The organism is Cronobacter sp. HA18003, from assembly GCF_011605905.1.
Lineage (GTDB): Bacteria > Pseudomonadota > Gammaproteobacteria > Enterobacterales > Enterobacteriaceae > Cronobacter > Cronobacter sakazakii.
The window spans coordinates 593,856-605,958 of record NZ_JAANQO010000021.1 but is presented as its reverse complement, the minus strand read 5'-3'; the positions used below and the strand labels follow the sequence as shown (position 1 = coordinate 605,958).

Sequence of the window (12,103 nt, the reverse complement as noted above, 5' to 3'; positions counted from 1 at the left end):
GGACGCAGGAGGATAAAACCAACGTTACGATACACCCAGAAGCGCTCCACCTTGCGAAACGTTCGACTGCCGTCGTTTCGGGTGACAGCCCAGGGGATTCAGCCCCTGCAGCCGATGACGCGCCTTACCAGACAGCGCGCCATCTCGGCGTCGTTCCCCCTCGCGTGTGGTCGTAGGACGGGTTCCTCGCACACGTTACCTGGCCGACGCGCCTCTTCCGGTTTTCCTTCATATTTCAGGCTGTGGCGGCGTTGGTTGCGCTTGCTCACCCCAGTCACATACTTTTGTATGCTCCTGGGGATGCGCGCGCTTACCGCCTTGCCACACCCCGAACTGCTCTGAAAAACACGGGCGGCTTCAGGTTGCGTAAACAACTAACTAAAGCCGCAGAAAAAAACAGGCCAGGCGTGCGCAGGGCGCGTCGGGCCGGTACTTATTCATAAATAAAGGGTTGGCCGGGGGATTGTCAACGATACGGTCATGGGGATTTTTCATATTACGCAGGCTGCCAGGAAAATAACTTATAACGACTATACTTTTCTCTTGTCGCCGGGGAGGCTGGCGTCCGGCCTTATGATAAAAATCATCACAATTTCAGCGACTGGCGCTACAATCGACCGCAGTCACAATTCTCAAATCACAAGAGTATTGCTATGAAAAACATCAACCCAACGCAGACTTCTGCCTGGCAGGCACTACAAAATCACTTCGACGCGATGAAAGAGGTCACCCTCGCGGAACTCTTCGCGAAAGACGCTGACCGCTTCGGTAAATTCTCCGCCACCTTCAACGATCAGATGCTGGTGGACTACTCCAAAAACCGCATCACGGAAGAAACCCTCAGCAAGTTGCTGGATCTGGCAAAAGAGACCGATCTGGCGGGTGCCATTAAATCGATGTTCTCCGGCGAGAAGATCAACCGCACTGAAGACCGCGCCGTACTGCACGTCGCACTGCGCAACCGCAGCAATACGCCGATTCTGGTAGACGGCAAAGATGTGATGCCGGAAGTGAACGCCGTGCTGGAGAAGATGAAAAAATTCTCCGAGGCCATTATCTCCGGCGAATGGAAAGGCTATACCGGCAAACCCATCACTGACGTGGTGAACATCGGTATCGGCGGCTCTGACCTCGGCCCGTTCATGGTGACCGAAGCGCTGCGCCCGTACAAAAACCACCTCAACATGCACTTTGTTTCTAACGTCGACGGCACCCACATCGCCGAAGTGCTGAAAAAAGTGAACCCGGAAAGCACCCTGTTCCTGGTGGCGTCTAAAACCTTCACCACCCAGGAAACCATGACCAACGCCCACAGCGCGCGTGACTGGTTCCTGAAAACCGCCGGTGACGAAAAACACGTGGCGAAGCACTTCGCGGCGCTCTCCACCAACGCCAAAGCGGTCGGCGAATTTGGCATTGATACCGCCAATATGTTTGAGTTCTGGGACTGGGTCGGCGGCCGTTACTCCCTGTGGTCGGCGATTGGCCTCTCCATCATTCTGTCCGTGGGTTACGACAACTTTGTCGAGCTGCTCTCCGGTGCGCACGAGATGGACAAACACTTCTCCACCACGCCGTTTGAGAAAAACCTGCCGGTGCTGCTGGCGCTGATTGGCATCTGGTACAACAACTTCTTTGGTGCCGAAACCGAAGCGATTCTGCCGTACGACCAGTACATGCACCGTTTCGCGGCGTACTTCCAGCAGGGCAATATGGAATCCAACGGCAAATACGTTGACCGCAACGGCAACGCCGTGGATTACCAGACCGGCCCGATTATCTGGGGTGAGCCGGGCACTAACGGCCAGCACGCGTTCTATCAGCTGATCCACCAGGGCACTAAACTGGTGCCGTGCGATTTCATCGCGCCGGCGATTACGCATAACCCGCTCTCTGATCACCATCAGAAATTGCTCTCGAACTTCTTCGCCCAGACCGAAGCGCTGGCGTTCGGTAAATCCCGCGACGTGGTGGAACAAGAGTTCCGCGACCAGGGCAAAGATCCGGCTCAGCTGGAAAACGTGGTGCCGTTCAAGGTGTTTGAAGGCAACCGCCCGACCAACTCTATTCTGCTGCGTGAAATCACTCCGTTCAGCCTGGGCGCGCTGATTGCGCTCTACGAGCACAAAATCTTCACCCAGGGCGCCATTCTGAACATCTTCACCTTCGACCAGTGGGGCGTGGAGCTCGGCAAACAGCTTGCTAACCGCATTCTGCCGGAACTGGGTGATAACAAAGAAATCGCCAGCCACGACAGCTCCACCAACGGCTTAATTAACCGTTATAAAGCCTGGCGCGGTTGATTTTAAATAAGCGTGTCAAATAAGCGTAATGATGCCGGCAATATGCCGGCATTTTTTTCTCAGATAAATCTTGTTGTTCGCCCGCGTCCCGCTACTCTTTAATCTTGAGGTTAATCCGAAAATCGCCGTGCCCGTCTTCTGCACGCCTGAAATGTTTCAGATAAACCGGATTTCCATTTTGCAGGGATATATTATAACAAATTGAAAAACAGGCGATTTATATAAAATCTATTACGCCATCCTTCACTGTTTGTCTAATTATCCTAAAACCCTGTGCCTATTTCCCTGTGTCGTAAACCGGCAGGGGTTGTTGTGTATACTCGGAAGCGCCTGAAAAGCTTTTCAGGTAAATCTCCATTCATTCAATGAAGGGAAATTGATATGAAGAAAATCCTTAGTGGCGTTTTCGCCATTGCAGCGCTTGGCGCTGTCTCAGCCCAGGCTGCACCGGTTAGCGTCGGTGAAGCGGCAGGCTCGGCAGCGACCTCCGTGTCGGTTGGCAGCTCCAGCGCCACCGCGTCAAGCACTGTAGGGTCGGTTGTTGGTGTGGCGCTTGCCGCCACCGGCGGCGGCGATGGTTCCAACACCGGGACCACGACCACCACCACCACCAGCACTGCCACCCAGTAAACCCTTCGGGGGCTTTAACCATAACCACACTACGGTGTGGTTATTTTGACTTTTTTTGGGGAAATATCGTGAAGCGACTCGCGATTGTGTTGATGTGCCTGATGATTCAGGCCTGCTCCACCACGACCAAGGGACTCGGCAATTCACTCAGGCAAAGTATTTTCGGCCCGGATGGCGTGCAGCTCACGGATGACGATATCCAGAACATGCCCTACGCCAGCCAGTACATGACGCTGAATAACGGCCCGCAGCTTTTTGTGGTGCTCGCTTTTTCTGAAAACGGCCAGCAAAAATGGGTGACGCAGGACCGCGCGACGATCGTGACGCAGCATGGCCGCGTCGTGAAAACCTTAAGCCTCGCCGATAACCTGATAGACATTAACAACCTGGCGGCCGATCCGCTGGCGCACGCAAATCAGATTATCGACGGCGCAAGCTGGACGCGCACGATGGGCTGGACGGAACGCCATCAGGTGCGTTACGCCACCGCCCGCTCCACCTTTACCTGGGATGGTACCGATACCCTGAAAGTGGGCAGCGACATCACGCCGGTGCGCATTCTGGATGAAGAAGTGACCACAGAAGCCGCCACCTGGCACAACCGCTTCTGGGTGGACAGCGATGGGCAGATTCGTCAGTCAAAACAATATCTGGGTGCGGGGTATTTTCCGATCACCACCATTCTGTTGAAGGCAGCGAAATAATGAAAACCACACTTATCGCTTCGCTGATTTTTAGCCTCGGCAGCTTTTGCGCTTTCGCCGACGGCACCATTACCGTTTATCGGGACCATGCACAGCCGCTAAAAGTCTCCGGCGCGAAACATCTCGCCGATCTGGTTTCTCAACCGCAGTTAGCCGGCAGCTGGTGGCTGGGTGCGGTTATCAGCGAACGTCAGGCAAGCGTTGAGGCGCAGGCGCAGCATCAGGTGCTGTTAAATCGCCTCGCGTCTCTTGCCGCCGAAGAGGGCGGCGATGACGGCGCGGCGATTAACCGCGTGCGCCAGCAGTTACAGGCCATCAAAGTGACAGGCCGTCAGAGAGTGATCCTCGACCCGGACCGCGTGCGGGTGCGTCCGCACAACAACCCGCCGCTGGAAGGCGATTACGAGCTGTGGGTGGGCCCGCAGCCGTCCACCATTACGCTGGTCGGGCTCGTCAGCGCGCCGGGCAAAAAAACGTTTACGCCCGGCAAACCGGTGACCGATTACCTGGACGACGTCAGCCGTCTGAGCGGTGCCGAGCGCAGCTACGCGTGGCTGATTCAGCCGACCGGGCGCGTGGAAAAGGTGCCGGTGGCGTACTGGAATAAGCGCCACGTAGAGCCGATGCCCGGCAGCATTCTGTATGTCGGCTTCGCTGACCATACGTTTACCTCAGCGTATGACGGGCTGAACGAGCAAATCATCTCTTCTCTGACGCATCGGATACCGGATTAATGAAAAAACATTACTACTTCAGCCTGCTGGCGCTGGCGGTCGCTTCCGCCTGTCATGCCGAAACGTATCCGGCACCGGTAGGCCCTTCGCAGTCAGATTTCGGCGGCGTCGGCCTGATGCAGACGCCGACGGCGCGCATGGCGCGCGAGGGCGAGCTGAGCCTGAACTATCGCGATAACGATCAGTATCGTTACTACTCCGCGTCCATTCAGCTCTTTCCGTGGCTGGAAACCACGCTGCGCTACACCGACGTGCGTACCCGCGAATACTCTAACGTTGACGCGTTCTCCGGCGACCAGACCTATAAAGATAAAGCGTTCGATCTCAAGCTGCGCCTGTGGGAAGAGGGCTACTGGCTGCCGCAGGTGGCGGTGGGCGCGCGCGATATCGGCGGTACGGGGCTGTTTGACGCCGAATATCTGGTCGCCAGCAAAGCCTGGGGGCCGTTTGATTTCTCGCTCGGTCTGGGCTGGGGCTATCTCGGTACGAGCGGCAACGTGAAGAACCCACTCTGTCAGTACGACGATAAATTCTGCTACCGCGACCCGAGCTATCAGCGCGCGGGCTCCATTGACGGCAGCACCATGTTCCACGGCCCGGCGGCGATTTTCGGCGGTATCGAATACCAGACGCCGTGGCAGCCGCTGCGCCTGAAGCTGGAGTATGAAGGCAACAACTATACCCAGGACTTCGCGGGCAAAATCGATCAGAAAAGCAAATTCAACGTGGGCGCGATTTACCGCGTCGCCGACTGGGCGGACGTTAACCTGAGCTACGAGCGCGGCAACACCGTGATGTTCGGCTTCACGCTGCGCACCAACTTTAACGATCTGCGCCCGTCTTACACCGACAACCGTCGTCCTGAATATGATCCGCAGCCGCAGGACGCGGTGTTGCAGCACAGCGTGGTGGCGAACCAGCTCACTTCGCTGAAATACAACGCCGGGCTTAACGATCCGCAGATTCAGGTGAAGGGCGATACGCTTTACGTGACGGGCGAGCAGTATAAATACCGTGATTCGCGTGAAGGGATCGAGCGCGCCAACCGCATCATCATGAATGACCTGCCGCAGGGCGTGAACCGTATCCGCGTGACCGAAACGCGCCTTAACATGCCGCAGGTCACAACAGAGACTGACGTGGCGAGCCTGAAACGTCATCTGGAAGGTGAGCCGCTCGGCCATGAGACGCCGCTCGCACAGCAGCGCATGACGCCGGTCGTTGCCGAGAACCCGGAACAGGGCTGGTATATCGAGAAATCGCGCTTTAATGTCGCGATAAACCCGGTGCTGAACCAGTCCATCGGCGGCCCGGAAAACTTTTACATGTACCAGCTGGGCCTGATGGGCACCGCCGACTGGTGGATGACCGACCACCTGCTGACGTCCGGCAGCGTGTTTGTGAACCTCGCGAATAACTACGACAAGTTCAACTACACCGACCCGAAAGATAATTCGCCGCTGCCGCGCGTGCGTACCCGCGTGCGTGAATATGTGGAGAACAACTATTACGTTAACAACCTGCAGGCGAACTACTTCCAGCATCTGGGCGGCGATTTCTACGGCCAGATCTACGCGGGCTATCTGGAAACCATGTATGCCGGCGCGGGCGCGGAAGTGCTGTGGCGTCCGGTGGACAGCAACTGGGCGTTCGGTATTAACGGCAACTACGTGAAACAGCGCGACTGGACCAGCCCGCAGAATATGATGAAATTCACCGATTACAGCGTGAAAACCGGTCATCTGACCGCGTACTGGACGCCGCCATTTGCGCAGGATGTGCTGATTAAAGCGAGCGTCGGGCAGTATCTGGCAGGCGATAAGGGCGGCACGCTGGAGGTCGCGAAACACTTCGACAGCGGAATTGTGGTGGGCGCGTACGCGACTATCACTAATGTGTCGCCGGAGGAGTACGGCGAGGGCGATTTCACCAAGGGCGTGTATGTGTCGGTGCCGTTTGATCTCTTCACCACCAGCCCGACCCGCAGCCGCGCGGCGATCGGCTGGACGCCGCTCACCCGTGACGGCGGCCAGATGCTGGGCCGTAAGTTTGATCTCTATAGCATGACCAGCGATAAGAGCCTGAATTTCCGGTAATCGTGCGGTGGTTCCGGTTACGGAGCGGTGGGGGTTATGTGGGATGGTGGGTGCGCTTCGCTTACCCACCCTACGGACGGCCCATGTTCAACGGCGGGTGCGCTTCGCTTACCCACCCTACGGGTGATTCATGTTTAACGGTGGGTGCGCTTCGCTTACCCACCCTACAGATGATTCATGTTCAACGGCGGGTGAGAGGTTGTAGGGCGGGTAAGCGCAGCGCACCCGCCACACCACGCAATGTAATGACTACAATCGCCGCAACAACCGCGCCGGGTTACCGGCGTAAACGCCTTTCTCGGTAATCGACCTCGTCACCACGCTGCCTGCGCCAATCACCGCCCCGTCACAAATCGACACCGCGAGAATGGTCGCATTACTGCCAATCGACACCCCATTACCAATCACAATCCGCCCCCAATTCTCGCTGTCCGGGTCCGGCTTGCCGTCGCGAAACATATCGTTGGCGAACATCACCCCATGGCCGATAAAACAATCTTCGCCGATGGTCACATACTCGCAAATAAACGTATGCGACTGCACCCGCGTACCGCGACCGATGCGGGAATGGCGCTGGATCTCCACAAACGGGCCGACAAACACCTCGTCGCCCAGCTCGCAGCCATACACGTTGGCAGGCTGATAAATCACCACGTCGCGCCCGACGGTCACATCGCGCACGGCCACTTCACGCCATTCCGGCACGGGATTCGTCATCACGCACGCTCCCGCGCAATACGCGCGGCAATCTGCACCAGCGCGGCGCGCGGGCTGGTGAGCAGTTTAGGGTGGCTGAAATAACGCTCCGCGCCCGCCATCGAAGCCTGCGCCAGCGCCACGCAGCCCGCGCCGCGCGCGAAGGCCTGCTGAGCGGCTTCGGCGACGCGCTGGTGAAAGGCGTCATGCTGGCCGCTCTCAAACAGCGCCCAGGCGTCGGGAATAAGCTCAACACCGAGCGGCGTGGTCTGCGGGAGTGTTGCACGAAACAGCGCGGCGGTCGGGTGTAGCGTGGTTGGCGCGGCGCAGAGCACCACGACAGGCTGTCCGGCGGTCACCGTCGCCTGCGCCAGCGCGCGGTCGACACGCATAATGCCCGGGTCCTGCGCGAGGAAATCGGCGGCACCGCCGAGCGTAGAGCAGGTGAGCAGCACCACATCGGCGTCGGTACGCAGATCCGCGAGCGCCGCTATCGTCTCTTTTTCAATCTCAGGCGTGACGCCACCTGCGGCTTGCGCCTGTTCGAGCAGGTGCGGCATCACTTTATGGGTTAAGGCGTCTTGCGGGAGATCCAGCGCACGGGCGGCCTCATCAAAAATCGCCACGTTGCTTTGCGCCGTATGCAGGCAGGCTATTTTCATCTTCTTTCCCTGTTATCAGTAAGCGTTACGGTGCCAGCCTCTCGCGGGCCGGGCAAAACCTGAACCTTTAACTATAGACGCTCGCTGCGTTTTTAGTCTTGCCACAGCCCGAGCGCCCATAAAAAAAGGCGGCCCGCGGGCCGCCGAAAACAACTTCTTAGTCAGGGATACAATGGTACTACAGTGGCAAAATAACGATGAAGAGACTTAACCTTTAACCCCGCCCGCCGTGAGGCCGCTTACCAGCCAGCGCTGCGCCAGCAGGAAGACCACGGTAATCGGGATAGCTGACAGCACGGCCGCCGCCGCGAAATCGCCCCACAGGTAGTTTTGCGGGTTGAGATATTGCTGCATGCCGACCGCCAGGGTGTAGCTGTCGACATCGCGCAGCAGCAGCGAGGCGACCGGTACTTCGGTAATCGCGCCGATAAACGAAAGAATAAAGACCACCGCAAGAATAGGCACCGACAGCGGCAAGAGCACCAGCCGGAACGCCTGCCACGGTGTCGCGCCATCCAGCGCCGCCGCTTCTTCAAGCGAGCCGTCGATGGTTTCGAAATAGCCTTTGATCGTCCAGACATGCAGCGCGATGCCGCCCAGATAGGCGAAGATCACGCCGCCATGCGTATTAAGCCCGATAAACGGAATGTACTGGCCGAGACGGTCAAACAGGGCGTAGAGCGCCACCAGCGACAGCACCGCCGGGAACATCTGGAAAATCAACATGCCTTTCAGCAGCGCGCCTTTACCCGGGAAACGCATACGGGCGAAGGCATAGGCGCAGGTAGTGGAGAGTGCCACGATGCCTGCCGCGGTAATACCCGCGATTTTCACGGAGTTCCACAGCCACAGCAGCACCGGGAACGGCGGCGGCGTGACGCGGCCGTCGGCGTGCTCCACGCTGAAACCGAGCGCCAGCCGCCAGTGCTCCCAGGAGATTTGATCCGGGATGAGGCTACCGGTCGCGAAGTTGCCGGGGCGCAGCGAAATCGCCACGACCATCAACAGCGGGAACATAATGGCGGCGATAAACGCCAGCAGCAGCAGGTGAGTTGCCAGCAGACGCAGCTTTTGCGATTTGGGTTGCACCATAGCCATGTGGGATCTCCTTAATCAAACTTAATGCGCGTGGCTTTGAGGTTCACGACCGCCAGCGCACCCACCAGCAGGAAGATAAGCGTGGCGATAGCCGCCGCGAGGCCAAAGTCCTGACCGCCGCCGCCTTCAAAGGCGATACGCCAGGTGTAGCTCACCAGCAGGTCGGTATAGCCCGCAGGCGTGGTGGTGCCGATACGGTCCGGGCCGCCGTTGGTCAACAGCAGGATCAGCACGAAGTTATTAAAGTTAAACGCGAAGCTTGCGATCATCAGCGGCGTCAGCGGTTTGATAAGCAACGGGAACGTGATTTTAAAGAAGTTCTGGAACGGGCCGGCGCCGTCCATCGCGGAAGCCTCATAAAGATCGTCCGGGATCGCTTTCAAAAGCCCCATGCAGAGGATCATCATGTACGGGTAGCCAAGCCAGGTGTTAACAATGATGATCATGGTGCGCGCGGTAGTCGGGTCGGTAAACCACGCCGGTTTGATGCCAAACAGCGCGCTCAGCATCATGTTGATTTCACCAAAGCTCTGGTTAAACAGCCCCTTGAAAATCAGAATGGAAATAAACGACGGCACCGCATACGGCAGGATGAGCAGCACGCGGTAGATGGCTTTGCCCTTCAGCGATTCCCACTGCACCAGGCATGCCAGTACCATGCCGACCGCTACCGTCAGCACGACGGTCAGCGCCGCGAAAACAACGGTCCAGACGAAGATGGCCATAAACGGTTTCTGGATGCCTTCATCGGCAAAAACGCGCAGGAAGTTATCCCAGCCGATCGTCACGGTATAACCCGGGCTCAGCTTCTCATCGCCCCACTGGCCGTCGGCGTTCACCGCCTGATAAAAGCCGATGTCATTATTCGGGCGGTATTTCACGCCGCTCTGGTTGTTAGTGAGCGTGCCGTCATCGGCGAGCGTATAGAGCGGACGGGTGCCGGAGAACTGGCGCAGCGAGCTCATAACGAGCTGGCTTTTGTCCGGCAGCTCAGCGGTGAGCTGGTTCAGTGCCTGACGATTTTGCGTGATGACGCGCAGGCTGGCGCGTTCGCCTTCTGGCAGGGCTGGGGCGGTTGTGAGCTTCAGCGTCTGCTCGCCGCCAAATTTAAACGGTTCAGAGACATAATAGTTGCCGCTGGCACCGTCCGAGAGGGCGAGACGCCACTGATCGCCTGCGGGATACAGGCCAAAGGTATAGCTTTCGCCCGCCTGATATTTACGATCCATCAGCACTTCACGCGCGCGCTCCTGCGTGAGCTGGTTGGTGCTGCTGTAGTTGGTAAAGGCGATGGCGATGGTGCAGGCGAGCGGAAAGAGCACGAACAGCCCCATGCCCGCGAGGCCCGGATAAACATAACGCCACGCGTAGGCGCGGCGATTCGCGAAGATGTAGAGGCCAATTGAGCTTAAAATCAGCGTCATGATGGCGAACAGGTATTCCCCCTGTGCGTACATTAAAACGACAAGGTAACCCACCAGTAAGCCCAGCAGACCAATCGCCGACCATTTCAGCGCGTCGCTTTGCCACCAGTGTTTCTTTTTAATGACATCCATGGGGATAATCCTCAACAACGATGAAAACGTAGGTGTGGCCGTGCCACGGTGTAACTCTTTACAGGGTGTGGTGGGCGCGCTGCGCTAACCCACCTGCTTTTTTTTGTGGGGGCGCGTCGCTTACCCACCCAACATGGTGTTTGTGGGTGCGCGTCGCTTACCCACCCTACCTAGTGTTTGCGGGTGCGCTGCGCTTACCCACCGTAAATTTCTGAGAATGGTGTTGTAGGGCGGGTAAGCGAAGCGCACCCGCCATTAACAACGGTTACTTCGCGATACGGCCCTGCGCGTCTTTCAGCGCGGCGTCCACGGTCTGACGACCGGTTACGGCGTTGATGACGGCGGTACGTACGGCATACCAGAATGCGGACATTTGCGGCACGTTAGGCATAATTTCACCGGTTTTCGCGTTCGCCATGGTGGCGGCGATGCGCGGATCTTTCTCCAGTTTCTCCTGGTAAGATTTCAGCGCGACGGCGCCCAGCGGCTTGTCTTTATTTACCGCTTCCAGACCCTGGTCGGTCAGCAGGTAGTTTTCCAGGAACTCTTTCGCCAGCTCTTTGTTCGGGCTGGCGGCGTTGATACCTGCGCTCAGCACGCCCACGAACGGTTTAGACGGCTTGCCTTTGAAGGTTGGCAGCTGCGCCACGCCGTAATTGACTTTGCTCTTGTCGATGTTGGCCCACGCCCACGGACCGTTGATGGTCATGGCGGTTTCGCCTTTGTTAAACGCCGCTTCCGCGATGGAATAATCGGTGTCGGCGTTCATGTGTTTATCTTTGATAAGCTGAACCAGGAAGTTCAGGCCCGCTTTCGCGCCCGCGGTATCCACGCCGACGTTTTTCACGTCATACTTGCCGTTTTCAAACTTAAACGCGTAACCGCCGTCCGCCGCGATGATCGGCCACGTGAAGTACGGCTCCTGCAGGTTGAACATCAGCGCGCTCTTGCCTTTCGCCTTCAGTTCTTTATCGAGTTTCGGGATCTCTTCCCAGGTTTTCGGCGGGTTCGGTACCAGGTCTTTGTTGTAAATCAGCGACAGCGATTCCACGGCAACCGGGTAGGCAATGATTTTGCCGTTATAGCGCACCGCATCCCACGTGAACGGGTAGAGCTTGTCCTGGAACGCTTTCTCCGGCGTGATTTCCGCCAGCAGGCCAGACTGCGCGTAGCCGCCAAAACGGTCGTGCGCCCAGAAAATAATGTCCGGACCGTCGCCGGTCGCGGCCACCTGCGGATATTTCTCTTCGAGTTTATCCGGGTGCTCAACGGTCACTTTGATGCCGGTGTCTTGTTCAAACTTCTTACCCACTTCGGCCAGGCCGTTATAGCCTTTGTCGCCGTTGATCCAGATAACCAGCTTACCTTCTTCGATCTTGGCCAGAGCAGAGGCAGAAAAGAGCGCCGTCGTCAGCGCTGAGAGGGCGAGGAGGCGTACGCCGCTTTTAATTTTCATAACTCCTATCCTTTTAGTGGTTTGCGCGTGGATACACGTGTTGGCTTTACGTGTAACAGTCTGGGCATCTGACAAGCGCTTCTCATCCTCCTTTCCTCTACGCCCCACCGCCTCGTAGTGTGATCTGCATAACATAAGTGGATTTTCTGTGGCCTCGCGCACAGAAAA

At 57.5% G+C, this 12,103-nt stretch carries 10 protein-coding genes and 1 riboswitch; of the genes, 5 read left to right on the top strand and 5 right to left on the bottom strand.

The annotated features are described in order from the left end of the window. Nucleotides 1-31: 31 nt before the first annotated feature. Nucleotides 32-225: riboswitch (Lysine riboswitch) on the bottom strand. A gap of 428 nt (nucleotides 226-653) precedes the next feature. The 5 genes from pgi to G6041_RS13970 all read left to right on the top strand — a co-directional run bounded on the left by pgi (nucleotide 654) and on the right by G6041_RS13970 (nucleotide 6,467). Beyond that, the gene (pgi, locus tag G6041_RS13990; RefSeq protein WP_004387524.1) at nucleotides 654-2,303 is read left to right on the top strand and encodes a glucose-6-phosphate isomerase; all 1,650 of its coding nucleotides are present in this window, start codon (nucleotides 654-656) and stop codon (nucleotides 2,301-2,303) included. Between the two features lie 381 nt (nucleotides 2,304-2,684). After that, a complete protein-coding gene (yjbE, locus tag G6041_RS13985) occupies nucleotides 2,685-2,933 on the top strand; it encodes an exopolysaccharide production protein YjbE (RefSeq protein WP_004387525.1) in 249 nt (82 codons plus the stop codon). 68 nt (nucleotides 2,934-3,001) lie between these two features. Further along, nucleotides 3,002-3,637: a YjbF family lipoprotein gene (locus tag G6041_RS13980; RefSeq protein WP_041460349.1), complete on the top strand. Its 636-nt coding sequence runs from the start codon at nucleotides 3,002-3,004 to the stop codon at nucleotides 3,635-3,637. After that, a complete protein-coding gene (locus tag G6041_RS13975) occupies nucleotides 3,637-4,371 on the top strand; it encodes a capsule biosynthesis GfcC D2 domain-containing protein (protein WP_007871426.1) in 735 nt (244 codons plus the stop codon). The genes G6041_RS13980 and G6041_RS13975 overlap by 1 nt, the downstream gene beginning before the upstream one ends. Then, on the top strand, nucleotides 4,371-6,467 hold the full coding sequence (locus G6041_RS13970) for a YjbH domain-containing protein (protein WP_004387528.1): 2,097 nt from the start codon (nucleotides 4,371-4,373) through the stop codon (nucleotides 6,465-6,467). The genes G6041_RS13975 and G6041_RS13970 overlap by 1 nt, the downstream gene beginning before the upstream one ends. A gap of 249 nt (nucleotides 6,468-6,716) precedes the next feature. On the opposite strand, the gene G6041_RS13965 is transcribed toward G6041_RS13970, so the two are convergent. From G6041_RS13965 to malE, 5 genes are all read right to left on the bottom strand, one after another. After that, nucleotides 6,717-7,184, bottom strand: a complete 468-nt coding sequence (locus G6041_RS13965; protein WP_012123611.1) for an acyltransferase — start codon at nucleotides 7,182-7,184, stop codon at nucleotides 6,717-6,719. Beyond that, on the bottom strand, nucleotides 7,184-7,825 hold the full coding sequence (locus G6041_RS13960) for a hypothetical protein (RefSeq protein WP_012123612.1): 642 nt from the start codon (nucleotides 7,823-7,825) through the stop codon (nucleotides 7,184-7,186). The genes G6041_RS13965 and G6041_RS13960 overlap by 1 nt, the downstream gene beginning before the upstream one ends. Before the next feature lie 207 nt (nucleotides 7,826-8,032). Continuing rightward, complete coding sequence (malG, locus tag G6041_RS13955; RefSeq protein WP_004387533.1) at nucleotides 8,033-8,923, bottom strand: maltose ABC transporter permease MalG; 891 nt, start codon at nucleotides 8,921-8,923, stop codon at nucleotides 8,033-8,035. Nucleotides 8,924-8,934: 11 nt separating this feature from the next. Beyond that, the gene (malF, locus tag G6041_RS13950) at nucleotides 8,935-10,479 is read right to left on the bottom strand and encodes a maltose ABC transporter permease MalF (protein WP_012123613.1); all 1,545 of its coding nucleotides are present in this window, start codon (nucleotides 10,477-10,479) and stop codon (nucleotides 8,935-8,937) included. Between the two features lie 265 nt (nucleotides 10,480-10,744). Then, a complete protein-coding gene (malE, locus tag G6041_RS13945) occupies nucleotides 10,745-11,935 on the bottom strand; it encodes a maltose/maltodextrin ABC transporter substrate-binding protein MalE (protein WP_004387535.1) in 1,191 nt (396 codons plus the stop codon). Nucleotides 11,936-12,103: the final 168 nt, after the last annotated feature.